The organism is Trinickia terrae (genome assembly GCF_005144415.1).
GTDB classification, from domain to species: Bacteria; Pseudomonadota; Gammaproteobacteria; order Burkholderiales; family Burkholderiaceae; genus Trinickia_A; species Trinickia_A terrae.
Window position 1 is genome coordinate 39,351 of the sequence record NZ_SWJE01000017.1, and the last position, 23,178, is coordinate 62,528.

Here is a 23,178-nt window from a genome sequence, read left to right on the forward strand (position 1 = left end):
AGAAATGCGCTGAGCCGGACCTGTCCGCTTATCCGGCACTCGTCTGAAATGCTCCAAGCAGCGCCATATGACGCGCTTCCGTCTCCTCATCCGCGGGAAACATCGATTCGATGCGCAGCTCCTGCGCCGCCACGCCGTGCGGCGCGGCGACGCTCGTGATCATCGAGAAGTAGTTGAGGACGTTGCCTTCGTGCCTGAAGCCGATCGGGATGACCGGGAAGGTCGGCGCAGATCCTGCCGGCTCGCCGGATATCCACGACGCATCCACGTCCGCCACGTCCGGATAGGCGCGCAATGCATCGAGCAAGGCGCGCGTATCGTCGTCGATCACGCGGCCGACCGCTTCGCGATGAACACGCTGAATCAGGCTACCCGCGACGCGCTTCCAGTCGGCGACGAACGGGCGCATGCCGTCCGGATCGAACATGAGATGCAGCACATTGCGCGGCCCCGTGCGGGCGGCCATGTCGATAAAGCAATTGAAAAAGCGCGGAGCGGATTCGTTCGTCATGAGCACGTTCCAGTGACGGTCCATGACGAACGCGGGAAACGGATCGTGCTGACGCAGGATGCGCTCGAGCGCATGCGCGATGCTCCGCATTTCCTGGGCGTTCCAGGGCGCCTCGGAATAGACCGGCGCGTAGCCCGCCGCCAGGAAGACAGCGTTTCGCTCGCGCAAAGGAATATCCAGCGCCTGCACGATGATCGTCAGCGTCTCTCGTCCCGGTACGCTCCGGCCGCTTTCGATGAAGCTCAAGTGCCGCTGCGAAACGCCCGTCTCGAGCGAGAGATCGAGCTGGCTCACGCCGCGCGCCTCCCTCCAATAGCGCAGCATCGACCTCAAATCCCCGGCTGGGGCTTTCTGATTCAGACGTGTTCGGGCCATCCGCTTCTCCCGCCTATCCAATGAAAAGAAGCCATTCTCGATGGAATGGCTCCGGTCGTTCCACCACTGGCCATCGATCGGCGCTCACGCTGCCGGCGCGCTCCAGCGATACGCCTGGAACGCATCCTCGAGCGGCGGCTTGGCAACGCTGCCGGCGTAGTTGGTGATCGTCGACGCAGCCACCACGGCGATGACCTCCAGCACCTGCTCCCGGCTGAATCCGGCCGCGAGGAACGCATCGACGTCGGCATCCGCCAGATGGCCGCGCCTGGCGATCAGCGTGCGGGCCAGTTGCGAAAGCGCGGCATGCTTGCGTTCGCGCGGCAGGCCGCCATTGCGGATCGCTTCGACGTCGCCGTGCTCCAGACCTTCCTTGAGTGCCAGGAAAGTGTGGAACGCGACGGCCCAGGTGCAGGCATTCGTCACGGCGTTGGTCAGGAGCAGCGTCTGGATCTGCGCCTCGCTGAAGCTGCCCGAGTGCACGCCCTTGAAAACGGCGATGAAGCCGTTGATCAGGACCGGGGAGCCGGCGATGGCGCCGGCGATGTTCGGGATGATGCCGAAAGCTCGTTGCAACTCGTCGAGCACCGGCTTGGATCGCTCAGGCGCCGACTCGATCGTGTAAACAGGAAAGGCAGACATGGGTTCGTCCTCGTCGAATTCGCAGATCGGGATCGATTGCGATAACGACGAGGGTATGGAGGTGGCTGCATCCGAACAATTACATCCGAGGTAATCGGAGGCCGGCGCGTCCGATGCCGGCATGCACCGCTCAATGCTTGCCGGCGTGCGTCGTGATCTGCGTGAAATCGGCGGCGACGCGTTGCGCGCCGTATTTCGCGGCGAACTGCTTCAGGCGCTGATCGACGGCGGCCAGGTAATCGGCGCGCGGCTCGGCATCGGGGCGCAAGGCGTCGAAGAGCGGCGCCGGCGTAATGAGCAGCACGATCATCTCCGTGCCGAACGGCTTGCCGATCACCCAATCGCCCGCGCTGCCGATCGTCGCCGAATAGTTCGGCGGCGCTTGATTGTCCTTCTCGCGGCTGCTCGGCACGAGATGGACCACGCTGCCGTCGAGCACGTAGTAGTCGACGTAGACATATGAATCGAAACCCGGCGTCGTCACGTCGACGACGAGCGGGTCGCCCTCGGTCAATTGCCCGTTCGATGCGCGCGTGCGGATCGCCGGTATGTGCGCGGGCGCGGGATCCGCGAGCGAGTGGCTCGCGCTCCAATACGGCGCGAACGCCTTGACGATGTCGCAGTTGTGCGCGCCCACCGGTTGCACATCGAGGTTGAGCGCGGCGAGCCCCGGCACGCCGTTCAAGGCGTCGCGCACCTGGGCTTGCCCGACGCGCGCCTCGACGAAGCCGCGCACGTTCAGCGCGTGCCCCGCCACCGCCGCGCTCAACGCCGAACATGGGATACCGTCGAGCACGGGCGCGACGGCGGCGAGCGTCAGGGCCGGCGGCTCGGCGCTGCCCGGCGCCGCCGCGACGCTTCCCGTCTGCGCGGCCTCATGCTGGCCGCCCGCGCCGAGCAGCAAGCGATATCCGAACCCGAGCGCCGCGAGCGCGACGACCACGATCCCGCCGCCGGCCAGGAGCCCCTTGGGCCGCATCTTCACCGGAGCGGCGGCCTTTGGAGCGGCGGCCCGCACCTCGGCCCCCATCCCCTCGATAAAGCGCGCGACGCTCGGCGTGCGCGTTGCCCGATCGAACGACAGCGCCTCGGCAAGCGTGCGCCATTGCCGCCGGCCCAGATTCGGCAAACGTTCGGGCTGCCGATGCTCGCTCTTCGCCTGCGCCGCCGACATGCGACCGAACGGATGCCGTCCCGCGAGCAGTTCATACGTGACGCAAGCGAGCGCATAGACATCGTCTCGCGGATCGGGCTCGCGATGCTCGAACATCTCCGGGCTCGCATAGGCCGGCGTGATGCCGCCCAGGGTCGCGGGGTCGAAGACCGTCACGTCGGAGTCTTCTTCCGGGCGCTGGAACACGCGCGCGATGCCGAAGTCGATCACCTTCACGTCGCCGCTATCGGTGATGAACACATTGGCTGGCTTGAAGTCGCAATGGACGAAGCCGCGCTCGTGCGCATAGGCGAGTGCGCGGCCCATGCCGTTGATGATCGGCAGCGCCTTCTCGTAGGGCATGCCTTTGAAATCGGGCGCGCGCAGCGTCTTCGACAGCGGCTTGCCCGAGAGGTATTCCATCGTGAGATAGACCGTCGGGCCGTCACGATCGAAGTCGTAGACGGTGACGATGTTGCGGTGCGCGAGCGTCTGCGCCTTGCGCGCTTCGCGCTGCAGCGCGATCAGCGAGGTCGGCTGGCCGCGGAACTGCACGTTCAGCACCTTGATCGCGATGTAGGGCATGCGGTCGGAGGCTTCGAGCTTGCGCAGGTCTAGCGCCTTGTAGACCGTCCCCATGCCGCCGATGCCCAGGCACTCCTCGAGCACGAAGCGGCCGTTGAGCGTATCGCCGATGCCTTTGGCGGCGTCGGCGCCTGCCGCATCGGCGCTCGACGCGTTGCCCGCGAAGCCCGCAGGCGCAGCGGGGTGCGGGTTCGGCGGAAGCGGCGCGACAACGCGCGTTTCGTCACCCGCGCGATCGGCAACCGCGGCATCGCCGAGCGGCGCGAACCGTTCGATGTGGCGCACGACTTCCGCGTAGACCTCACCGGGCAACGGCTTCTTGGTCTGCGTCTCGTCGAGCACGTCGCGCAGCCGCACGCCGTTTGCGTAGTCGGCCGCGAGCGCGCGATCGATCTCGGCGAAGAACGCGTCGTGCGACAGAGCCCCGCTCTGGAAGGTTTGGATCAGCTGCGCAAGGCTCGTCATTCGTCTGCCTTCCACTCAGCTCAAGCTTAGGGCGCACCGATCACCGATGCGCATGGTCACGCCGCCAGTCAATGTCTATTAAACGAATCCGGCGGCGTTTCTTTAAGAATTGGCCTGCTTGCCGATCGATACTAGACTGCGCCGGGGCCTTCCGCAATCGGTGCCGGAACTACGTGGCCGCGGCGAGCCGTGCTGGTGGCGCGGTCATTCGCGCTCGACGGCAGGTGTCGCGCAACATCCGACACGCCGCATCGATTGTGTTGGACAGTGTCCGTCATTCGCGCCGCCGCCCTGACCTTCCCGCATCGGAAAGTGCCGCCCGAAAAATTCGAAACCCCCTGTATTTCAAGGCTCAAACACATTTCTCGCGGTTCGCGCGCGCGGCTGGCACACCCTATGCAGTATGAGGACCGAGCCCGCAACACTTGCAGCTCAATCACTCGAAGCCCTTCTTACTGCCTTTGGAGAACTGCCATGAAGACCTTGATGATCGAAGACCTCAGCGTCGCTAAAGAACTCGACGGCCGCGAAATGTCCGCCGTGCGCGGCGGCTACCTGCCGTCGCTGTATCCGGTGTATCTGCCGTATCCGTCGGTGCATGTCGACACGACCAACTTCAGCGCCGCGCAATCGATCGGCCAGAGCAACACGATCCTGAACAACACCGGCAACGACGCGGCTTTCGTGTCGAACATCCACTCGACGGTCAACCCGTCGCAGAACGCTCAAAACACGATCAACTTTTAAGCGGAGAAACGCCATGTCATCCCTCACGATCCACGAGCTCGCGCCCGGCAGCGAGCTCGACCGCCGCGCGATGGCTTCCATCCGCGGCGGCTCGGGCCTCCCGTTCGGCGGCGGCTCCAGCGGCCCCGGCAGCCCCAACGTGAACGTCAACGTCGGCGTGTCGCAGAACATCGAGCAAATCCAGAACGTCGAGGTCAACGCGCTCAACAACATCGGCGTGCTCGGCGCCGGTTTCGGTCCGCTGCGGCTGAACGTCAGTCCCCAGCAATTCGCGAACGCCGGCGTGCAGTTCTGAACGCGATTCGCATTCGGGCGATCCAGGCTTTGCGGCCTCGATCGCCTATTTTTTGGTTCATCGAAGATTTTCGGGTGAGCAAGAGGCGCTTGCCGACCCATTGCCGACCGCTACGCGCCGGTTCCAATGTTCGAACCCAGATGACTTCTGCCCGGCGTGTTTCTAAAGCAGCCGCCAGGCACGGCGCGAACAGCAGCGCCTATACTGAATCGAGCCTGGCGAAACCCTCGTGCATCGCCGCTTCAGCGCGCTCTTTCCATTCCGCGGAGTCAGTCATGGGCATTCTTGCGATCAACGATCTCCCCGAAAGCGTCGACCTGGACCGTCAAGCGATGGCCGCCATCACAGGCGGCTCGACGGTGCAATCCCATCGGACGATGCTTGCGCCGCAGCCGTTCACCGGGCTGCGCTTCGGCATCGGTCCAGGCGAGATCCACCGCACGCCGATCGCGGAAGCGGTCGAGCAGCGCACCCGCTCCACGCTCTTTCGATAGACGAGAAAAGCCGCGCAAACGCGCGGCTTTCTCCGTTTCCGGCAAGCGCCTAAGCAGCCATCCGCACCATCGCCGGCCGCTTCGCAGCAGGCGGAAACACGCACCACGAGCCGTCGTCGTGGCGGAAGAAGAAGATCGAGAGCGTGCCCGTCGGATGCGTGGTCTCGATGCAGACGTAGCGCCGCCGCCGGCTGAAGCGGATCACGCGGGCGGGCGTGGCGGGCGTCGGGGCAAGCCACTTGTCGACGAGACGGCGCAGGGTGGGTTTGTCGAGAGAGTCCATGAATGCCTCCGTGTCGGCCGGAGTTAGCGCTTTAGCGTGTCGGCCAGAGTTGGCGCTTTAGCGCCTACTCCGGTCCCATGCAGAGCCTTACTCCGGTCCCATGCAAAGCTGCGTGGCCGATGCCGATGCGCTTACGCGGCTTGCAGCGCCCAGACGGCGCGTTGCGCATGCTGGCGGCGGGCGGCCATCAGCGCGCGGCACATGCCCATCACCGCGCGCGCCGCAACCGACGGATGCGCGACGCATGCGCGGACTTGCTCGCTACGGGCCTTGCCGCACACGCACCACGTGCAGAAGTGCTCGCAGTTGTTCGTCAGCAGGCGGTACTGGTTTTCGCCGAGACGCGAACGCGCGCGCGCAACGGCTTCGATCCCGGCGTAGCGCGCTTGTGCATCGCATGCGACGACGACCTGGTGACCCGCCGCGAAACGCTGGAGCGAGACTTCCTCGACCGGACCGCGATGCAGCGACGTGCACAGACCCGAGTAGTGAATGACGCGGCCGTCGCCGACATAGATGCCGTGGTGGCTGTAGCCCGCGCGCTGCGTGACGAGATGCGCGCCGAGTTCGAGTTCGGTTTCGGCAGCTGCGTGTTGAAGGTCGGGGCTCATGGCGGCATCCGTCTGCGTTTGCGTTGGCAACCCGTGAGGCTCGTGGGTTTGCTGGTTGCCAACTACTCCGCATCAGGCATGCCAAAGGGCTTGGGTCTCTACGTGACAAGGGTTTGCGGCGGGATGGCCTCGACTCGCAAGAGAATTTGTCGTCGCACGCCCAACGGTTTCCGGTATGTTGTGTTGGACCGGATGCGTCATTTGACGTTGGCAACGAGACATGACGACACGGCCGGCATCGTGAATCGCGGTGTTGGATGGCGACGCACTGCACGTTGCGCGAGTGTTGGCGTCAAGACAACCGTTGCGTCGTGCAGCGATCGGCACTCCATCCGCCGGCGTTTGCCCGCCTCGCGGCAACGCCTTGCGCGGCGCGGCTTTGCGAGAGCCGGGGCATACCGGCGCGCTCGGAAGACGAACCTCGCGCCGCATGGTACGGCACTTGCAGCATATGAGGCGCACGCGGCCAGGCCGCATCTCGAACGCAACCCGCCCTCACTTGGGAGACTCATCATGGCCGCCGTCACGATCGCCGATCTTCGCACCGAGCGCGAGCTCGACCCCAAAGCCATGTCGCTGATACGCGGCGCGGGCGCGCCCTGGGTGTTCGGCTGGATTCAGGCGTTTGCGCCGCCGGTGCCGAGCGTCGGCCCGGTCGTCAACTTCTATCAGACCAACAACACGATCTTCGCGAACCAGCTCGTCAATCAGGTCGAAGTCGTCAACGTCAACAACGCGGCATCGAACTCGAACCTCACGGTGACCGCGGGCGAGAACGGCAGGAACAACGGCCTGTTAAGCTGAATCATGACAACCCGGTTCAGTTGGACGTCGGCATCGCGCACGGAGGTAGGCCTCGTGCGCGAGATCAACGAGGACGCCTGCCTCGACTTGCCCGAGCACGGCATCTGGGCCGTGGCCGACGGCATGGGCGGGCACACGGCGGGCGATGTCGCGAGCCGGATGATCGTCGATGCGCTAGCGGCCATCGTCGTGCCGGCGCGGCTTGCAGATGTCGTCGCGGCAGCGCGTACCGAGCTGCAGACGGTGAACCGCCGGCTGCGCGACGAAGCCGCCGCGCGGCACGTGAGGACGATCGGCAGCACGGTGGCCGCGCTCTTCGCGAGCGGCAATCAGTGCGGACTGCTGTGGGCCGGCGACAGCCGCGTCTATCTCTACCGGCAAGCGCATCTGCTGCAGCTCACGCGCGATCACAGCCAGGTGGAAGAGCTGAAGGCGCGGGGCTACCTCACCGCCGAGGAAGCGGCGGACCATCCGGCGCATCACTTGATCACGCGCGCGGTCGGCGCGGCGGACCGGCTCGAGCTCGATGAAAACCGCGTCGAGGTGAACGACGGCGACATGTTCCTGCTCTGCAGCGACGGCCTGACCAACGAAGTCGGCGAGCCGGACATCGCGGGCGCGCTGGCGGGCCGCGATTGCCGGGAAGCGACCGACGCCCTCGTCGAAATGGCGCTGCGCGAAGGCGGACGCGACAATATCTCGGCGATCGTGATTCGTGCGAGCGATCCTTTCGCGGCGGACAAGACGCTTGTGAATCCGGCATTGCCGTGAGGCTTGCTCACTATGCTGGTCGTTTGAAGGGTCGTGGGTTTTTGGTCTTGCCGTTTAGGTTTTCGTGCAACTTTGATTTCGCGCCGGTCCGTATAGTCCGTCCCTCCCCGGGACCGGGGTCACTTTGGTCTTGCCCAAAGTAACCAAAGGCGTGTCCTAGGCGGACGGCCTCGGCCCGTTAGCACTCAGTCCTGTTCGCGATAGCGGTCTGGGGGCTACTGTCCTCGCTCGCCGAACGTCCCGTTAGCACGCGGCACAGAATGGCGCTGAGTCGAATCAAATCAATGCTCGCGCTAAGAAAAGGCCTAAAGAGACTTGTCTTGCGATGATGCGGATGCGCTCGTGCTCACTTTTAAACTCAGGCAACTGGAGCCCGGCCTAACCGATGTCCTCCATTTGCTTCGTCGCAGCGCCATTCCGTGCCGCGTGCTAACGGAACGTGCGGCGGGCGGTAACAGTGGCCCCCAGAACGCTATCGCCAACAGCACTGCGTGCCTCCGGGACAGGCCGTCCGCCCAGGACGCGCTTTTGGTTACTTTTGGCAAGGACAAAAGTGACCCCGGTCCCGGGGAGGGACGGACTATACGCACCGCCGCGAAATCAAGTTCAAAGAAAACCCCAAACTCACGATCCTTAGCCACGCCCCACGCCATTCCGATGCCGGAAATCCTTCGATCGGATGCCGTGCTTTTTCAGCAGCATCTGCAGATGCGAGCGGTTCATCTCACAGCGCCGCGCGAGCTCGGCAACGGTGCCGCCTGTCTCCTGCAGGCCGCGTTCCAGAAACGCGCGCTCGGCCTCGTCGCTCGCGGCGCGCTTCGCTTCGGCAAGCGATGCGGGCGCGACCGCAGGCACAGCCGCTACCCCATCGCCGCCGTCAGCATCCGCGCGCAAAGCCGCCCCGCCTGGCTTCGGCCGGATGTCTTCGGGCAAATGCTCCAGGTCCGCCGTCTCCGCCGCGAGACACGAGACCCGGTAGATCAAGTTGCGCAACTCGCGGATATTGCCCGGATACGCGTAATTGAGCAGGAAGTCCCGCAGACGCGGCGTCATCTTGACGGGCCTGCGCTTGAGCTGCTCAGCGGCCTCGTCGCCGAAGTAGGCGAACAGCAGCGGTATTTCATCGCGGCGCTCGCGCAGCGCGGGCAGCGTCAAGTGAATCACGCTCAAGCGATAGAACAGGTCCTCGCGAAAGAGCCCCTCTTCGCTCATCTGCCGCAGGTTGCGATTGGTGGCCGCGACGATCCGCGTATCGACGGCGATCGCCTGGTCGGAGCCGACGCGCTGGATCTCGTGCGCTTCCAGCACGCGCAGCAGCTTCACCTGCCCGCTCAAGGGCAACTCGCCGATCTCGTCGAGAAAGATCGTCCCCGTGTGCGCGCTCTCGAACTTGCCCTTGCGATCGTTCGACGCCCCCGTGAACGCCCCCTTCTTGTGGCCGAACAATTCCGATTCGAGCAGGTTGTCGGGAATCGCGCCGCAATTGACCGAGATATAGGGCTTGTCCGAACGCGCCCCATTGGCATGGATGACCTTCGCCATCAGCTCCTTGCCGGTGCCGCTCTCGCCGTCGATCAGCACCGGCAGGTCGGTCGGCGCGGCCTTCTCGGCGATCTCCAGCGCCGCCAGCAGCTTCGGGTTGTCGCCGAAGGTCCCTTCGAAAATGAAGCTGCGATCGAGCAGCGCCTGCCGCCGCGCCCGCGCGCTCAAGTCCGCCGCGACGAACGCTTCGGGCTCGCGCTCGGCCGCCTCGACGAAGCGCTCCTTGCGTGACAGTTGCAACACCTCGTCGCGCAGCGTGTTCGATTGACTGAGCAGCTTCTCGATGTCGGCGCGCTCGAGCCTCGGGGCCCAGCGCAGCGTCGAGCGCAGGATCTCGATCTTCTCGAGCAGCCCCGCGTACGAAACGGCCGAGCTGCCCAATCCGTGGGGGTCGAAGAGCTTCATGCCGCGCTCAATTGCTTCTGGACCAATTGGTAATACATGCCCTGGCGCGCGACGAGCTCGTCGTGCCGGCCCTCTTCGACGATCGCGCCTTCGTAGAGCACGAGGATCTTGTCGGCGCGCATGATCGTGCTCAGCCGGTGCGCGATGATGACCGCCGTGCGTCCTTTGAGGATGTCCTGCATGTTCGCGAGAATGTTGCTCTCCGATTGCGTGTCGAGCGACGAGGTCGCCTCGTCGAACACGAGCAGCCGCGGATCGTGATAGAGCGCCCGCGCGATGCACAGCCGCTGGATCTGCCCGCCCGAGAGCCCCATCCCGCGCTCGCCGACCACCTGCTCGTAGCCGAGCGGCATCTTCGCGATGAACGCATGGGCGTCGGCCATCTTCGCGACTTCCTCGATGCGGCGGTGGTCGGGGCTCGCGTCGCCGCAGGCGATGTTCTCGGCGATCGTGCCGGAGAACACGAGGTTGGTCTGCATCACGTAGCCGATCTGCGCGCGGTAATAAGCCTGGTCGATCACGCTCATGTCGTAGCCGTCGACGACGATCTTGCCGTCGGTCGGCGTGTAGAAGCCGACCAGCAGTTTCGCGAGCGTGGTCTTGCCGGACCCGCTGCGGCCGACGATCGCGATCATCTCTCCCGGCTTGATGTCGAAGCTGATGTTTTCGAGCACGTAGGGCGTTTCGTTGCCGCCGTAGCGGAAATAGACGCCCCGCAGGCTGATGTCGCCTTGCAGGTCCGGCAGCAGCACGCGCGAGGCGAGGTCCGACGGCTTCTGCTCGGGCTCGATGTCGAGCACGTCGCCCAGGCGCTCCATCGCGACCGCCGCATCGTTCATCAGGCTCCATAACCCGACCAGCCCCATCAGCGGCGCGAGCACGCTCCCCATGAACGCATTGAACGCGATCAGCTGACCAATGGAGAGCTCCTGCGCCAGCACGAGGCTCGCGCCGACCCAGAGGATCACGATCGTCGTCGCGGCGTTGAGCAGCTGGCTGCCGAGCCCGACGAGAATGTGGAACGCCTGCGCGCGGTATTGGACCTCCAGCGCCTTCGCGTACTTGCGCTCCCACTTGAGCCTCACCGGACGCTCGATGCCCATCCCCTTCACCGTCTCGATGCCGGAGAGCGTCTCCATCAGGAGCGACTTCGCCTCGGTCGAAGCCGCGAACACGTCGCGCGCATAGCGCTTGATGCGCGGCGTCGCGATCGCCGTGAGCGCCATGATCGGAATCACGAACGCAATCAGGAGCAGCGTCATCTTCACGTTGTAGAGAAACATGATCGTGAAGTAGATGAAGATCATCAGCAGGTTGAGCGCCGTGGTGACCGTCGATTCGGTGAGAAACGCGCGGATCGTCTGGTTCTCCTGGAAGCGCGCGAACACGTCGCCGGTCTTGCGCTTGGCGAAGAACGAGAAAGGCAGCGACATCGTGTGCTTGAAGAACTGCGACATCATCGAGAAGTCGAGATTGCGCACCATGAAGTTCGAAAGATGCGCGCGGATCGTGATCATCAGTTGCGTAAAGAGATTGGAGATCACGAGTCCGATGATGAGCAGGTTCAGGAGGCTCACGTTCTGGTGCACGACCACGCCGTCGAGAATGTTCTGAATGATGAGCGGCGGCACCACGCCGAGCACCTGGATCACGAAGGTCGCGAGAAACAGGTTCGCGAGGATCTTCCTGTACGGCGCGAGGTAGCCGATGAAGCGCACCCAGGGCGAGCGCGAGGCGGCCTGCCGCGCGGCCGTTTCGCCCGCCGTGAAAAGCAGGCACGTGCCGCCCCAGCCGCGCTCGAACTCCTCGACGGAGAGCTTGCGGAAGCCGAGCGCCGGGTCGGCCACGCGCACCCAGCGTTTGCCCATGCCGTAGACGATGATGTAGTGGTACCCCTCCCAGTGCGCGATGAACGGCAGGTCAAAGCCGAGCATCGCCTCGAACGTGCACTGCACGCCGCGCGTCGTGAAGCCGAGCGCCTCGCCCGTGCGCGCGAGGCTTTCGAGCGTCGCGCCTTGCGTCGTCACGTTCGCCATCTCGCGCAGCTTGCCGAGCGTCATCGGAATGCCGTAGTGGCGGCAGATCATCGCGAGGCACGCGGCGCCGCAGTCCATCTCCTCGGCCTGCTCGACGAGGGCGAAGCGCTTGATGGCCTTCTCGCCGAACTCCGGCTCAGTGGCGAGATCGAGAATCGCCGGGCGCTTGCGCCGCTCGGCGAGCTTCTTCTGCCGCTGCAGCTCGCGGTCCGCGAAACGGATGCGCTCCTCGAGCACTTCGCGCAGCTTCGGGCTGCGCTCGAGGATGAAGTGCACGGTCTTTTCCGGAATCACGATGAGGCGCGTGTCGGCGCTCGCCGTCACCGTCGCCTGCTGCTCCTGGCGCAGCACGCAGGCGCGCTCGCCGAAGATCTCGCCGGCCGAAAGCGTCGCGAGCGGATAGTCGACGCCGTCCTCGTTGCGCACGATGCGCACTTCGCCCTGGCGCACGACGTAGAGCCGCAAATCGCCGCGCGAACCCTGCTTGACGATCTCCTTGCCGGCCGCCACGCGCTTCACGCCGACGCTCGACACGTACTCTTCGAGCTCGCTCTTGTTGAGCTTGCCGCGCAGATCGAAGAGCCGCGCGACGAAGCCTCCCGCCGAGCTGATCGCCACGTAGCTCGTCACGAACGATTGCGCCGCCTCGTTCGCGGCGATCAGCGGCGCGAACGCGCTGCGCGCGATGAACAGCACCTCGACCTTCGACGACGCACGCACCGACGCCTCGTGCCAGTACTCGCGCAGCACCGCGATCTCGGCGAACACCTCGCCGGCCTTGCGCACGCCGAGGCTCGTCTCCTTGCCGTGCTCCTCGGTGAACAAACGCACCGAGCCCGCACGGACGATGAACAGCCCCTCGGCGCTCTCGCCGCGCCGGCAGATCGTGTCGCCGAAGGCGAACGCGAGCGTCTGCGCCTCGCTAGCGAGACGTTCGAGCGCTTCGCGCGAGAACGGCGACAGCAGTTCGACCGAGGACAGAAAGTCCGCAAGCGCCGCCGCATTGGCGTCGGCGGAAGCAGGAGCCGGTGCTGGTGCGTCCATGGATTCGAGCCCTCGCACGTGGTGTGCTTGCAGCGCTTATCGCGCCTCGATGATGTGTTCCTGCGCCCGTGCCGCGAGCCAGTCCTCGCGCAACAGCCGCCGCACTTCCGACGCGACGTCGGCATCGAGCGTGGCCGGGTATTTGGCGCGCACGGAGAAGATCTCGAAGAACGAACCGTCCGGCGCCTCGAACGGGCCGAGCAGGTCGCCGGCCTGCGCGTTGAACACCTTCGCCTCGATACCCGTCTTCAGCGAGCCGCGCAGCACCTTGCCGATCACGCCGCCGCGCTCGCGCGTATCGGCGATCGAATGATCGCGCGCCATCGCCTCGAAGCTCTCGGGGTCGTCGGCGAGGATCGACATCATCTCCCTCGCCTGCCCCTCGGTCTCGAGCACGATGTGGCTCACCTCGATCGCATCGAACTTCGGCGAGTTGAGCTTGAAATACGCCTCCACCGCTTCGTCGTTGCAGACCTCGCCGAGCATCTTCTCCTGGTACAAGGCGTCCGTGATGAAGGTCTCGAACTCGTCGAGGCTGATGCCGAACACGTCGAGATAGCGGTTCATGTCGGCCGCGCGATGCAGGTTGCGCACGCGCCGGAACTGGTCCGCGCGCGCCTGGATCTCCTCGGGCGTCACGCGGATGCCGAGCTTCTTCGCCGCGATCACCGTCAGCCGGTCGCGGACCTGCTGCTCGACAAGGCTCTCGAACTGCCCCGTGAGCTTGAGCACGCGAATGAAATCTCCGGTGCCGATCGTCTCGTCGTCGATGCGCACGATTGCCGTCATGGTCTGCTCCCTTTCCCTCAATGCTCATCCCGCGACTTGCCTGAACGGGTCCAGCGCGAAGTCGATCAGGCGGCGCTCGCGCACCACGATCTCGGCCGTCGCCGTCATCCCGTAGCGCAACGGATACTTCGTTCCCGCGATCGCGTAGTAGTCGCGATCGAGCGTCACGCGGCCTTCGTAGACCGGCTGCCTGGTCGCCGCCGACGGCTTCGCCGCGGGCGAGATGTATCCGAGCGTGCCGTCGACGACGCCATAGCGCTGGTACGGAAACGCGTTGAACTTGAGCTTGACGGGCAGCCCCTCGTGCAGGAACGCCCGGTCCTGCTCGGCGATCTCCACCTTGACGACGGGCCGCGCGTTCGCGGGCGCGATGCCGCCGAGCGGCGTGTTCGCCTGGATCTTGTCGCCGGGCTGCGTGGTCGTGACGTCGGTGATCACGCCCGAGACCGGCGCGAGCACGAGCAGGAAGTTGTCCTTGTCGATGTTCTCGAAGCGGATGCGCGCGGCGGCGTCCGCGGCGAGGCGCGCGGTCTGCACTTGCAGGCGCAGCTTGTCCTCGGTGTTGGCGATCTCGCGCACCGTCGCGTCGTATTCGATTTGCAGGTTCGTGAGCGTCTCGCCGCTGCCTTCGAGCTGCGCCTTCGCCTGCGCGAAATCATGGCTCTGCTGCGCCTGCAGCTGTTCAAAGCGCGCCTGCGCGATACGCAGGTTGTTCTCCGCTTGAAGGAAGGCGCTCTTCTTCTCTTCGGCCTGCGTCTGCGACACGCCCCCGCCGCCCGGCGAGGCGAACAGGCGCGCGAACTTGTCCGCCTCCTCTCTCGCGAGATCGCGCGCGTGCTGCGCGCTGTCGATATTGCTGTGCGCCTCGTCGAGCTGCGCCTTCTGCGACTGCGCGAGCTTGCTCGTGCCCTCCGCGACGCGGTTCTGATGCAGATGCTGCTCCACCGCGATCTGCTCCTTGAGCGCCTCCGCCTTGCGCGCCATCAGCTGCTTCTTCGCCGGAAACTGCTGCCATTCGCGCTCGGCGTCTTCGAGCTTGAGACGCGCGTCGAGCGCGTTGGTCGCCGCTTCGATCGCGCCGCGCGCGTTGATGCGGCCGATCACGTCGTCCTTCTTCACGGGCTGGCCTTCGGCGATGTAGATGTCGGCGAGCTCGCCGTCCACCGGCGCGTAGATGCGGCGCACTTCGGATTCGGGCGCGAGCGCGCCCGGCGCGGAAACGATCACGTCCGCCCGTCCGATGCACGACCAGGCGAGCGCCGAAACGACGAGCGCGGCCATCACGATCACGAGCGCTTCGATGAGCCGCAGCGGCTGCGAGGTCAGGATCGCGATGCCTTCGGCGCTGTGGTCTTCGAGTGCTTCGGAAAGGGGCTTGGGGGCTTTCGAGGTCCTCGGCATCCTGGGCACCTTGAAACGCTTGGGGGGACGGTCGGGGGTCACTTGGCGTCTCCCGTCCCATGCAAAGCCGAGGCCGTTACGCGTCTTTCCAGCTTCGCGAGCCGCGCCTGAAACGGCGGCGTCGCAAAGCGCAGCTGTTTCAGTTCATCCGCGAGCGCCTGCGCATTGCCCGCACGCGCATCGCTCTCGACCTGCTGGTACGCGCGCAGATCGCCGCGGATGCTGTCGAGCCCGGTCAGCCGCGGATAGCGCTCGCTGTAGTCGTCGAGCATCGGCGTCAGCGGATCGAGGCGATCGTCGTCGAGCGCCTTGTCGATCGCGGACTTCAAGCGCCCGGCTGCCGCGACGTACACCGAGTCGTCGCTTTGCAGCTTGCGCAGGTGGCTCAACGTATCCGCGTAGGGGGCGGCGAACTCGGGCACGAACGAGACGATCTGGTCGAGCGCGCGCTGGTGCTCGTCGGCGTCGTCGCTCCAGCGGTCGATCAGCCCGCCGATCACCGGTTCGTCCCGGAAGATGCGAATCGGTGCGTCGGCGCCGCCGCGCGTCGCCCAGAACGACTCCAGGTCGCCCATCCACGCGAGCTCGGCCACGAGCGGCCGCGCCTCGCCGTTGTGCTGCGCGAGCGTTTGCATCTCGCCCACGATCGAGCGCGCGCGATCGAAGGCGTGCGCCTGCATCGCCGCGAGCCAGTCCGGCACCTTCGCCTTCATCAGCACCTCCGCACCCTCCGCCTCGAATCCCGCATCGCCGGGATGGCGCGCGAGATACTGGTCGGCCTTCTGCGCCGCCGTCGCGTAGCGGCCTGCCGCGACGAGCGCGTTCATCTCGCGCTGCGGCGCGCCGCGCACGTAGAGCACGACGAGCAGCAGGCAGATCGCTGCAAGCAGCGCGCCGCCCCACCACCTGAGGCGTCGCATGTCGGGCTCGCCGCTGCCGCCGAACGCCTCGCTCAACTCGGCGACGAACACCGCGAAACGATTGCCCGCGCCGCGCCTGGGCTCCTGCGCAATCGCTGCGTCCGGATTCACCTCGTCGTCCTGCTTCAGCGCGGGGTCCACGCAGAAGATGTCGAGGAACGAATGCGCGCTGCCGACGAACGTCGTGCGGTCCGGATCGATCGCGGGCTGCGCCGCGGCCGTTGCCGTTGCCGTTGCAGTTGCCGCCGAGGCCGCGGCTTCAGGCAGCCGCTCCGTACCCTCGCCGCCCGCCTTCATCTTCGTCACCGTCGGATCGGCGACCGGCCCGCGATGAATCTCTGCACGATAGACGAAATGATTGCCGCCGATTGCAAGCGTCGCGCCGTCCTCGAGCACGAGCGCGCTTTCTTCGAGCCGCTTTCCGCCGAGGAATGTGCCGTTGGTGCTGCCGAGGTCCTCGACGAACACCTCGCCGTCGCGCAGGAAGAGGTGCGCGTGATGCCGCGACACGTAGTTCACTTGATGCGGATAGGCATCCTTGTAGCGTGCGAAGGTGTCGTCGATCTTGCTGATCAGGAACGGAAAGCCGCTGATGACGATCGGCTGCAAGCCGAGGTCGCCGCGCTCGGGCGTCAGCGTGACGACGACCGTTTGCGCCAACGGCGGCACGGCGCGCGGCAGCAGCTCGACGCGAAACGCCAGCACGCCCGCAAAGCGGATCTCGTCGCCGTGATGCAGCGGATGCGGCTTTTGCTTGACCTCGGCGCCGTTGACCGTCGTGCCGTTCTTGCTGCCGAGATCGGCGATATAGGCGATGCCGTGCTCGAAGAAGATCCGCGCGTGGCGCCGCGAGAGCTCGGCGATGACTTCGGCGCGCCCCGCTGCGAACGGCGTCTCGGCGCGCCCTACGGCGAACAGCTCGCTGTCGATGCGGATCTCGCCGAACTCGGGATGCGATACCGGCTTGAGCACGATATCGAAGCGCCTCGCGAGCGGCGTCTGAATCTCGGCAATCGGAACGGCGTCAGGAGCCATGATTCGACACCACGATCAGCGTTTATCCGCCATCACGTCGGCGGTATCGGACGAGTGGCCTCCCAACGGACAAGCCGCGTCGAAACTCAATGCCGAAGCGGCGCCGAAAGGAGTGTTAGAAAAGTGTAGGCGACGCGTCACGGTAGTCAATCGGCGGCGGCCGCACTGTCGTTGCTGGCGTTCTGCACCACCACCTCCGGCCAGCCGCCGCCGATCGCCTTGTAGAGCGTGACGGTATCGGTGAGGATCTGCTGCTGGTTCTGCAACAGCGCGAGCTCGGCCGACGCAAGCGTGCGCTCCGACTCGAGCACTTCGAGCTGCGACACCACGCCTTCCTTCAACTGCGCCTCGACCTGCGCCGCGACGACCCGCAGATGCGCGTTCTGCTGCTGCAATTCGATGCGCTGCCGCTTGTGCGCATCGAGATTCACGAGCGCGTTCTCGACTTCCTCGAAGGCGGCGAACACCGTCTGCCGGTACTGCTGCTCGACCACCTTGCTTTGCGCTTCGGTGGTCTTGATGTGCGCCTTCACGTCGGGGTCGAGCATCGGCAAATTGATGCTCGGCAGGAAGCTGAACGTGAACGACTTGAACAGATCGGAGAGATTGAAGGCCGCCGTGCCGCCGCGCCCCGTCAAGCTGATGCTCGGCAGTTGCGCGAGCTTGGCCGCGCCGATCTGGTCGTACGATTCGAGGATGCGGTACTGCGCCGCGACCACGTCGGGCCGGCGCGCGAGCAGCTGCGCGGGAAGCCCCATCGGCACCTCCGGCGCCTTGACGCGTTCCTGCAGATGCCCCACGGGCATCTTGAATTCGCCGGCCGGCACGCCGACGAGCGTCGCGAGCGCGTTCTCGGCGAGGTCGCGCGAGCGATGCAGGTCGATCAGCTCGTTCGCGATGCCGTTGACTTCAGCCTTCTGGCGCAGCACTTCGGTCTGCGGCGCGACACCGTTCGCGTACATCGATTGATCGATCGCGAGAATCTGCTGGTTCTTATCGAGCGTCTTTTGCTGCTGCGCGATCTGGTCGTCGAACTGCAGGATCTGGAAGTAGGTGCTCGACACGCCGGCCACGAGCGTCAGGTAGCCCGCGCGCCAGTCGGCTTCCGAAGCGTGGTATTCGGCCTTTTGCGCCTGCACGCCCTTTTCGACCTTGCCCCAGATGTCGATGTCCCAGTTGACTTGCGAGCCGAGGTTGATCGTCTTCGTGAGCGGCTGGCCCGTGGTCTTCTCGAAGTCGACGCCCGCGCCGAGATCGGCCGAGGGCAGCGCGCCTGCGCGCGCTTCGCCGATCTGCGCGCCGGCCACCTGGATGCGCGCGGCGAGAATCTTGATGTCGATGTTGCCCGCGATCGCCTTTTGCACCAGCGCGTCGAGGTACGGATCGTCGAACGCCTTCCACCATTCGGGGTCCACTGTTTCCGCTGCCGATACCGGGTGTTGCACGTGCGCCCAAGCGTCCTTTGCGGGCATGTCCGGGCGCTTGTAGTCGGGGATGCTCAGGTCCATGCAGCCGCACAGGGAGGATGCGCACACGCCGGCGGCAAGCGCAAGCAGAACGCGGCCCGGCCGAACGAGCGCCGGCATGCGGCCGGTGCGAATCCGTGCGAAAGCTGAACCGGTCGATGTGTTCACGATTTGCTCCTGGAGTGTGGGGCTTGAGGAATGCGGAAGGGAGGCTGCGGATCTAAAAGCAGTGTGGGCGTGTCGGCCCCTGGCGAGCCGTGCAGGTTGCTCTGCAACCTGCACGGCAACCGCTACGATCAGAAATTGATCGTGTTGTGAGCGTTCTGCGAGGGGTTGACCGTCGAGTGGATGTCGGAAGCGAACGCCACGTTGTTGCCCGTGTTGTTCTCGATCAGGTTGCTCTGGCCGATCGATTGCGAGGCGCTGAAGTTGGTCGTGTCGACGTGCACCGACGGATACGGCAGATACACCGGATACAGCGACGGCAGGTAGCCGCCGCGCACGGCGGACATTTCGCGGCCGTCGAGTTGTTTGGCGACGCTGAGGTCTTCGATCATCAAGGTCTTCATGGCAGTTCTCCAAGAGTGAGAGAGAGGCTTCGGTGATTGAGCTGCAAGTGTTGCGGGCTCGGCTCTCTTACTGCATGGGGTATGCCAGGTGTGTGGCCGTACGAGGTGGATAGCGCGCAAAGGCGTGCCGATGCTGGGCTTTACGCGAATGGAGAACAAATCGAGCGGCCCCGCCGATGCACGAGCAACGAGGCAAGTGATGCGGCGGGACCAACACGCGCCAAGGCAAATGTTGCCGCGCCGACAACACTTGCCACGCCAGGCTCACTTCACGTAGATCGTGATCTTCTTCGAGTAGACCGGCGGGTTGTGCGGCACGTGATCGAAGTCGCCCACCAGGAGCTGCAGGGTGTGCTTGCCGGGCGGCAGTTCGAGCGTGGTCTCGGTCTGGCCCGCACCGAAGTGCAGATGGTTGCGGTCCGATGGAATCTTCTGGTCCATCGGCGGCAAGTCGGTGTCGACCAGCAAGTGATGGTGGCCCGTGTTCGGGTACTGGACACCCACCGGGGCCACCCCCATGTAGCGCAGCCCGAACCAGACGCGAAACGGCTTGCCGGCGGGCAGCACCTGTCCGTCGTTGGGCCAGCCGATATAGACGTGGGCGCGCGGATCGGCCGGCGTCGGCCCCGCGATGGCGAAGCTCGCCGAGAGCAGCAAGGCCGCGGCGGCAAGCGCAAATGCTTTCTTCATGGCGTTGACTCCGTGTCGGCTACTTGACCGTGACAGTGATCTTCTTCGAATACACCGGCGGGTCGTGCGGCACGTGGTTGAAGTCGCCCATCAGCAACTGCAGCGTGTGCTTGCCGGGCGGCAGCTCGACACGCGCATCCGTCTCGCCCGCGCCGAAATGCAGGTGGTTTCTGTCAGACGGAATCGGCTGGTCCATCGGCGGCAAGTCGGTGTCGATGAGCAGATGATGGTGGCCGGTGTTCGGGCGGTCGACGCCCTTCGGACACACGCCCATGTTGCGCAACCCCATGCGCACCCAGAAGCCGCCGTGGATCACCGCGCCGTCGTACGGCCAGATGATGTAGACCTCCGCGCCCGGCGGCGACGGCGTGGGTCCGGCCAGCGCGGTGCGCGGCAGCAGCGAGGTCAAGACGGTCGAAGGGAACGCGGCGGCAATTGCGAGGAGCATCGTTCTTCGTTGCATGGCCTGCCCTCCTTCACGTCATTACCGTCCGTCGCCTCATCGCTTCTTCGAGCCGCGATCTATAGCTTAGGTCGTATCGCGCGCGAACCCTACCCGCCGCCGCCCGCAACAACCCTATTCTCGCTAACACTCATGACCGCGCAGCCTCTTCAAGCAAAGACGATTCAATCGTCTTTCTTGGAAAACTGCTGCTATCGTTGTTGATGCGTGGTGCGAAATGCCAAGGCTTGTTCATTCATGCCGCACGCCAAAGAGCACGACAAAGGAGACCGAACATGTGGCGAAGACTCTTGCCCCTCTGTCTGTTGTTCGCGTCGCTCTTTGTCACGTGGCCGGGAATGGCAAACGCCGGCGTGCTCCCGAAAGACAGCTCCGAGCAATACGAAATCACCTTCTGGGACTCGATCAAGGACAGCACCTACCCCGGCGATTACGAGGCCTATTTGAAGGCCTATCCGAACGGGCGTTTCGTGCCGCTTGCGCAAGCACGGCTCGAGCGGCTGCGTGCGGCGGCCTCCGCGGGGCAGGCCGCGCATCCGCCGGCAGTGCCCGCGCAGACGGCTCGGCCCGCGGCTGTTCCTGCGCCAGCGCCCGCTCCGGCGAAAAACGCGCCAACACCCTACAGCCCGGCACCGTCGGCGTCGGCGCCGGCCACGACCGCTGCAATCGCACCGCCGAAACCCGCTGCGCCCACGGCCGCCGCCGGACAGGAAATCAAGGACTGTCCCACCTGCCCCGCGTTGATCGCGCTCAATCCGGGCGCATTCACGATGGGCAACAACGCCGACGACCCCTCGGAGAAGCCCGCGCACCGCGTGACGATCGGCCATCCGTTTGCGCTCGCCAAGTACTCGGTCACCGTCGCGCAGTGGAAAGCGTGCGTGAGCGCGCTCGCCTGCCCGCCGTTGTCGAACGACAGCGGCGGCGGCCCGAACGCGCCGGTGCGCGACGTCAGTTGGGACGACGCGCAGCACTACCTGAAGTGGCTGACGAAGATCACCGGCAAGACCTATCGCCTGCCGACGGAGGCCGAATGGGAATACGCAGCGCGCGGCGGCACCTCGTCGCGCTACTGGTGGGGCGACACCATGAAGAAGGGCAACGCCAACTGCAAGGACTGCGGCGACCCCTGGCATGCCGACGCGCCGTCCGACGTCGGCTCGTTCGCGGCCAATCCGTTCGGTCTCTACGACATGAACGGCGGCGTGTGGGAATGGGTCAGCGACTGCTGGCACAGCTCGTACAAGAACGCGCCCGCCGACGGCCGCTCGTGGGACGAACCGATGTGCGAAGCGCGCGTGATACGCGGCGGCTCGTGGAAAGACGACGCGAGCTACATGCTAAGCTCGACGCGTTTCAAATACGACGGCAGCGTGCGCTATTCGGAGAACGGCTTTCGCGTGGCGCGCGACATGAAGTGATCGACATCCGGAGCGCCATGAGCTACGACCCCGACAATCCCTTTGCGAAGATCCTTCGCGGCGAGGCCCCTTGCGTCAAGGTCTGCGAGACCGAAGAGGTCATCGTCTTCATGGACCTGATGCCGCAATCCGACGGCCATGTGCTGGTGGTGCCGAAGGAAGCCGCGGCCACGCTCTTCGAGCTCTCCGATGCGGGGGCGCAAGCGAGCATCCGCGTCGTCAAGCGCGTGGCGCTTGCCGTGCGCGCGGCGCTCGCGCCCGACGGCGTGTTCGTCGGGCAATTCAATGGACGCGCCGCAGGCCAGACCGTCGCGCACGTGCATTTCCATGTGATCCCGCGCTGGGTCGATCAGCCGTTGCGGATGCATGCGCGCGTGGTCGCCGAAGTGGCGGAGCTGGAGGCGCTGGCGCAGCGGATTCGCGCGCATCTGCATCTGGACGGCGAAGCGCGCGGCTGAACGCGGGCGCTTATACGGCCACTTCTACGGTCGTCCGATGAACAGAAAATGCCGGTGCGTCGTCTTGCTCGCCTCCGGCTCGTCCTCGCCGATCATGCCGAACTCGATCGGAAAGCGCGTATAAAACACGTGCACGTTCGCCGCGCGCACGGCGGCGAGCATGCGCTCGGCCTCATCCCCGGTCGCCGCGAGAATGATCTGCAGCGGCTGGTCCGCGAGCTTGAGCGCGTGCGCCGCATGATGCGCGCCCGCATGCCCGATGCCTTCGGCCGCCGCGACGACCGTCGCGCCATGAATGCCGAGTTCGTGCGCCTCGTGCAGCAGCCATTCGCAGACGGTCTGATGGCCGTGCCTGCGATTGCGCTCGGTGTAGAACGTCAGCTGTTGGCCGTTCATGATGCGCGTCCATGATCGCGCTGCGCGAAGCGCACCGCTTCCGCGAGCACCGGCGCGATCTCGTCGACGCGATCGCGCTGGATCCGCAATTCGACCCACTCGGTCATCGCCGCGCGGCCATACGGCTGGAACGCGAACGCACGCCCGCTTTCGAGCAGCGCCGCCGCGCGCTCGGCGGGCAGCTTGATGCCGAGCCCGCTGCCGTAGACGCAAAACGCGATGCGGCGCCCGACGAACGCAGCCGGGCAGCCGAACATCGCGCCTTCGCGCACGGGCGCGTCGATGTCGCGTACTTCGTTGAATGCCGCGTCGAACAGGAACCGGTCATGCAAGAGCCTGGGTGTCGGATTCATGCTGTTCTCCTTCGTGCTCGCGTGCGCTGCCGGGAATCAATTGCCTTCGCGCGAAGCCTGCTCTTCGCCGAGCACGCCGTACTCGACCGGGTACCGCGTGTAAAAGAGCCGGACTCCGCCTTGCCTCAGGCTGTCGAGCAATGCGTCGATCTTGCCGTCCGCGGCAGTGACCGCGACCGCCACCGGCTGATCGGCCAATTCGAAAAAGCGCGCAGCGTGGTACTTGCCGTGCGCGCCATAGCCTTCGGTCACTTCGATGACCGTCGCACCCTGAATGTCCGCCTTCGTGGTCTCGTCGAGTATCCAATCGACCACGGTCTTATGGTTCTTGCGGTGGCTCTGGTTCGCCGCATATACGGTGAGCTGGCTGCCTTTCATGGAAGCCTCTCTGATGGAATGCCCTCTTCGCCGGTCGAGTGTAGCACTCGGGTTTGGCCGCCGCCATTCGCGTATC

Annotated in this window: 24 protein-coding genes; 7 read left to right on the forward strand and 17 right to left on the reverse strand. The window is 65.4% G+C overall.

Translation table 11 applies throughout. The features are described from left to right. Window positions 1–28: 28 nt before the first annotated feature. The 3 genes from FAZ69_RS27070 to FAZ69_RS27080 all read right to left on the reverse strand — a co-directional run bounded on the left by FAZ69_RS27070 (window position 29) and on the right by FAZ69_RS27080 (window position 3,731). Window positions 29–886 (reverse strand): helix-turn-helix transcriptional regulator, encoded by an 858-nt coding sequence (locus FAZ69_RS27070; protein WP_136898171.1) that lies wholly within the window; start codon window positions 884–886, stop codon window positions 29–31. An 84-nt stretch (window positions 887–970) separates the two neighbouring features. Further along, the gene (locus FAZ69_RS27075) at window positions 971–1,528 is read right to left on the reverse strand and encodes a carboxymuconolactone decarboxylase family protein (RefSeq protein WP_136898286.1); all 558 of its coding nucleotides are present in this window, start codon (window positions 1,526–1,528) and stop codon (window positions 971–973) included. A gap of 130 nt (window positions 1,529–1,658) precedes the next feature. Beyond that, window positions 1,659–3,731 (reverse strand): serine/threonine-protein kinase, encoded by a 2,073-nt coding sequence (locus tag FAZ69_RS27080; protein ID WP_136898172.1) that lies wholly within the window; start codon window positions 3,729–3,731, stop codon window positions 1,659–1,661. A gap of 474 nt (window positions 3,732–4,205) precedes the next feature. Between FAZ69_RS27080 and FAZ69_RS27085 the strand changes: the two genes are divergently transcribed. The 3 genes from FAZ69_RS27085 to FAZ69_RS27095 all read left to right on the forward strand — a co-directional run bounded on the left by FAZ69_RS27085 (window position 4,206) and on the right by FAZ69_RS27095 (window position 5,267). After that, window positions 4,206–4,478, forward strand: a complete 273-nt coding sequence (locus FAZ69_RS27085; RefSeq protein WP_136898173.1) for a hypothetical protein — start codon at window positions 4,206–4,208, stop codon at window positions 4,476–4,478. A gap of 13 nt (window positions 4,479–4,491) precedes the next feature. Then, window positions 4,492–4,773 carry a hypothetical protein gene (locus FAZ69_RS27090; RefSeq protein WP_136898174.1) on the forward strand — a complete coding sequence of 94 codons (282 nt, stop codon included), beginning with the start codon at window positions 4,492–4,494 and terminating at the stop codon, window positions 4,771–4,773. A 275-nt stretch (window positions 4,774–5,048) separates the two neighbouring features. Next, the gene (locus FAZ69_RS27095) at window positions 5,049–5,267 is read left to right on the forward strand and encodes a hypothetical protein (RefSeq protein ID WP_136898175.1); all 219 of its coding nucleotides are present in this window, start codon (window positions 5,049–5,051) and stop codon (window positions 5,265–5,267) included. Between the two features lie 49 nt (window positions 5,268–5,316). On the opposite strand, the gene FAZ69_RS27100 is transcribed toward FAZ69_RS27095, so the two are convergent. Both FAZ69_RS27100 and FAZ69_RS27105 read right to left on the reverse strand, forming a co-directional pair. Continuing rightward, window positions 5,317–5,550, reverse strand: a complete 234-nt coding sequence (locus FAZ69_RS27100) for a hypothetical protein (protein WP_136898176.1) — start codon at window positions 5,548–5,550, stop codon at window positions 5,317–5,319. 131 nt (window positions 5,551–5,681) lie between these two features. Further along, window positions 5,682–6,161, reverse strand: coding sequence for a lecithin retinol acyltransferase family protein (locus FAZ69_RS27105; protein WP_136898177.1), 480 nt, complete (start codon window positions 6,159–6,161; stop codon window positions 5,682–5,684). Window positions 6,162–6,674: 513 nt separating this feature from the next. Between FAZ69_RS27105 and FAZ69_RS27110 the strand changes: the two genes are divergently transcribed. Together FAZ69_RS27110 and FAZ69_RS27115 are read left to right on the forward strand one after the other, a co-directional pair. Beyond that, window positions 6,675–6,965, forward strand: a complete 291-nt coding sequence (locus FAZ69_RS27110) for a hypothetical protein (protein WP_136898178.1) — start codon at window positions 6,675–6,677, stop codon at window positions 6,963–6,965. A gap of 3 nt (window positions 6,966–6,968) precedes the next feature. Continuing rightward, window positions 6,969–7,736: a PP2C family protein-serine/threonine phosphatase gene (locus tag FAZ69_RS27115; RefSeq protein ID WP_136898179.1), complete on the forward strand. Its 768-nt coding sequence runs from the start codon at window positions 6,969–6,971 to the stop codon at window positions 7,734–7,736. A gap of 633 nt (window positions 7,737–8,369) precedes the next feature. On the opposite strand, the gene FAZ69_RS27120 is transcribed toward FAZ69_RS27115, so the two are convergent. The 9 genes from FAZ69_RS27120 to FAZ69_RS27160 form a co-directional block, all read right to left on the reverse strand. Then, complete coding sequence (locus tag FAZ69_RS27120; protein WP_136898180.1) at window positions 8,370–9,683, reverse strand: sigma-54 interaction domain-containing protein; 1,314 nt, start codon at window positions 9,681–9,683, stop codon at window positions 8,370–8,372. After that, on the reverse strand, window positions 9,680–12,763 hold the full coding sequence (locus FAZ69_RS27125; protein ID WP_136898181.1) for a peptidase domain-containing ABC transporter: 3,084 nt from the start codon (window positions 12,761–12,763) through the stop codon (window positions 9,680–9,682). The genes FAZ69_RS27120 and FAZ69_RS27125 overlap by 4 nt, the downstream gene beginning before the upstream one ends. Window positions 12,764–12,799: 36 nt before the next feature. Beyond that, window positions 12,800–13,552 carry a peptidylprolyl isomerase gene (locus FAZ69_RS27130; protein WP_136898182.1) on the reverse strand — a complete coding sequence of 251 codons (753 nt, stop codon included), beginning with the start codon at window positions 13,550–13,552 and terminating at the stop codon, window positions 12,800–12,802. A 24-nt stretch (window positions 13,553–13,576) separates the two neighbouring features. After that, window positions 13,577–14,953 (reverse strand): HlyD family secretion protein, encoded by a 1,377-nt coding sequence (locus FAZ69_RS27135; RefSeq protein WP_136898183.1) that lies wholly within the window; start codon window positions 14,951–14,953, stop codon window positions 13,577–13,579. A gap of 38 nt (window positions 14,954–14,991) precedes the next feature. Further along, window positions 14,992–16,908, reverse strand: a complete 1,917-nt coding sequence (locus tag FAZ69_RS27140; RefSeq protein ID WP_136898184.1) for an FHA domain-containing protein — start codon at window positions 16,906–16,908, stop codon at window positions 14,992–14,994. A 146-nt stretch (window positions 16,909–17,054) separates the two neighbouring features. Then, window positions 17,055–18,494, reverse strand: coding sequence for an efflux transporter outer membrane subunit (locus tag FAZ69_RS27145; RefSeq protein ID WP_136898287.1), 1,440 nt, complete (start codon window positions 18,492–18,494; stop codon window positions 17,055–17,057). Between the two features lie 176 nt (window positions 18,495–18,670). Next, window positions 18,671–18,943, reverse strand: a complete 273-nt coding sequence (locus FAZ69_RS27150) for a hypothetical protein (RefSeq protein WP_136898185.1) — start codon at window positions 18,941–18,943, stop codon at window positions 18,671–18,673. 264 nt (window positions 18,944–19,207) lie between these two features. Then, entirely contained in the window at window positions 19,208–19,633 is a 426-nt protein-coding gene (locus FAZ69_RS27155; protein WP_136898186.1) for a DUF4399 domain-containing protein, read from the reverse strand. 19 nt (window positions 19,634–19,652) lie between these two features. Beyond that, window positions 19,653–20,096 carry a DUF4399 domain-containing protein gene (locus FAZ69_RS27160; protein WP_136898187.1) on the reverse strand — a complete coding sequence of 148 codons (444 nt, stop codon included), beginning with the start codon at window positions 20,094–20,096 and terminating at the stop codon, window positions 19,653–19,655. A 275-nt stretch (window positions 20,097–20,371) separates the two neighbouring features. Between FAZ69_RS27160 and FAZ69_RS27165 the strand changes: the two genes are divergently transcribed. Together FAZ69_RS27165 and FAZ69_RS27170 are read left to right on the forward strand one after the other, a co-directional pair. Then, window positions 20,372–21,517, forward strand: coding sequence for a formylglycine-generating enzyme family protein (locus FAZ69_RS27165; protein ID WP_136898188.1), 1,146 nt, complete (start codon window positions 20,372–20,374; stop codon window positions 21,515–21,517). A gap of 17 nt (window positions 21,518–21,534) precedes the next feature. Beyond that, a complete protein-coding gene (locus FAZ69_RS27170) occupies window positions 21,535–21,975 on the forward strand; it encodes an HIT family protein (protein WP_136898189.1) in 441 nt (146 codons plus the stop codon). 24 nt (window positions 21,976–21,999) lie between these two features. Here FAZ69_RS27170 and FAZ69_RS27175 read toward each other — a convergent pair whose 3' ends face one another. From FAZ69_RS27175 to FAZ69_RS27185, 3 genes are read right to left on the reverse strand one after another with little or no spacing between them, the layout of a single operon-like run. Continuing rightward, window positions 22,000–22,371 carry a DUF190 domain-containing protein gene (locus FAZ69_RS27175; protein WP_136898190.1) on the reverse strand — a complete coding sequence of 124 codons (372 nt, stop codon included), beginning with the start codon at window positions 22,369–22,371 and terminating at the stop codon, window positions 22,000–22,002. Beyond that, window positions 22,368–22,724, reverse strand: a complete 357-nt coding sequence (locus FAZ69_RS27180; protein ID WP_136898191.1) for a hypothetical protein — start codon at window positions 22,722–22,724, stop codon at window positions 22,368–22,370. The genes FAZ69_RS27175 and FAZ69_RS27180 overlap by 4 nt, the downstream gene beginning before the upstream one ends. A gap of 36 nt (window positions 22,725–22,760) precedes the next feature. Then, window positions 22,761–23,102 carry a DUF190 domain-containing protein gene (locus FAZ69_RS27185; protein ID WP_136898192.1) on the reverse strand — a complete coding sequence of 114 codons (342 nt, stop codon included), beginning with the start codon at window positions 23,100–23,102 and terminating at the stop codon, window positions 22,761–22,763. Window positions 23,103–23,178: the final 76 nt, after the last annotated feature.

Bases quoted from the DNA above. Each gene is read 5' to 3' on its own strand.
- FAZ69_RS27070 (WP_136898171.1), bottom strand. From the start codon at position 886: ATGGCCCGAACACGTCTGAATCAGAAAGCCCCAGCCGGGGATTTGAGG.
- FAZ69_RS27075 (WP_136898286.1), bottom strand. From the start codon at position 1,528: ATGTCTGCCTTTCCTGTTTACACGATCGAGTCGGCGCCTGAGCGATCC.
- FAZ69_RS27080 (WP_136898172.1), bottom strand. From the start codon at position 3,731: ATGACGAGCCTTGCGCAGCTGATCCAAACCTTCCAGAGCGGGGCTCTG.
- FAZ69_RS27085 (WP_136898173.1), top strand. From the start codon at position 4,206: ATGAAGACCTTGATGATCGAAGACCTCAGCGTCGCTAAAGAACTCGAC.
- FAZ69_RS27090 (WP_136898174.1), top strand. From the start codon at position 4,492: ATGTCATCCCTCACGATCCACGAGCTCGCGCCCGGCAGCGAGCTCGAC.
- FAZ69_RS27095 (WP_136898175.1), top strand. From the start codon at position 5,049: ATGGGCATTCTTGCGATCAACGATCTCCCCGAAAGCGTCGACCTGGAC.
- FAZ69_RS27100 (WP_136898176.1), bottom strand. From the start codon at position 5,550: ATGGACTCTCTCGACAAACCCACCCTGCGCCGTCTCGTCGACAAGTGG.
- FAZ69_RS27105 (WP_136898177.1), bottom strand. From the start codon at position 6,161: ATGAGCCCCGACCTTCAACACGCAGCTGCCGAAACCGAACTCGAACTC.
- FAZ69_RS27110 (WP_136898178.1), top strand. From the start codon at position 6,675: ATGGCCGCCGTCACGATCGCCGATCTTCGCACCGAGCGCGAGCTCGAC.
- FAZ69_RS27115 (WP_136898179.1), top strand. From the start codon at position 6,969: ATGACAACCCGGTTCAGTTGGACGTCGGCATCGCGCACGGAGGTAGGC.
- FAZ69_RS27120 (WP_136898180.1), bottom strand. From the start codon at position 9,683: ATGAAGCTCTTCGACCCCCACGGATTGGGCAGCTCGGCCGTTTCGTAC.
- FAZ69_RS27125 (WP_136898181.1), bottom strand. From the start codon at position 12,763: ATGGACGCACCAGCACCGGCTCCTGCTTCCGCCGACGCCAATGCGGCG.
- FAZ69_RS27130 (WP_136898182.1), bottom strand. From the start codon at position 13,552: ATGACGGCAATCGTGCGCATCGACGACGAGACGATCGGCACCGGAGAT.
- FAZ69_RS27135 (WP_136898183.1), bottom strand. From the start codon at position 14,953: ATGCCGAGGACCTCGAAAGCCCCCAAGCCCCTTTCCGAAGCACTCGAA.
- FAZ69_RS27140 (WP_136898184.1), bottom strand. From the start codon at position 16,908: ATGGCTCCTGACGCCGTTCCGATTGCCGAGATTCAGACGCCGCTCGCG.
- FAZ69_RS27145 (WP_136898287.1), bottom strand. From the start codon at position 18,494: ATGCCGGCGCTCGTTCGGCCGGGCCGCGTTCTGCTTGCGCTTGCCGCC.
- FAZ69_RS27150 (WP_136898185.1), bottom strand. From the start codon at position 18,943: ATGAAGACCTTGATGATCGAAGACCTCAGCGTCGCCAAACAACTCGAC.
- FAZ69_RS27155 (WP_136898186.1), bottom strand. From the start codon at position 19,633: ATGAAGAAAGCATTTGCGCTTGCCGCCGCGGCCTTGCTGCTCTCGGCG.
- FAZ69_RS27160 (WP_136898187.1), bottom strand. From the start codon at position 20,096: ATGCAACGAAGAACGATGCTCCTCGCAATTGCCGCCGCGTTCCCTTCG.
- FAZ69_RS27165 (WP_136898188.1), top strand. From the start codon at position 20,372: ATGTGGCGAAGACTCTTGCCCCTCTGTCTGTTGTTCGCGTCGCTCTTT.
- FAZ69_RS27170 (WP_136898189.1), top strand. From the start codon at position 21,535: ATGAGCTACGACCCCGACAATCCCTTTGCGAAGATCCTTCGCGGCGAG.
- FAZ69_RS27175 (WP_136898190.1), bottom strand. From the start codon at position 22,371: ATGAACGGCCAACAGCTGACGTTCTACACCGAGCGCAATCGCAGGCAC.
- FAZ69_RS27180 (WP_136898191.1), bottom strand. From the start codon at position 22,724: ATGAATCCGACACCCAGGCTCTTGCATGACCGGTTCCTGTTCGACGCG.
- FAZ69_RS27185 (WP_136898192.1), bottom strand. From the start codon at position 23,102: ATGAAAGGCAGCCAGCTCACCGTATATGCGGCGAACCAGAGCCACCGC.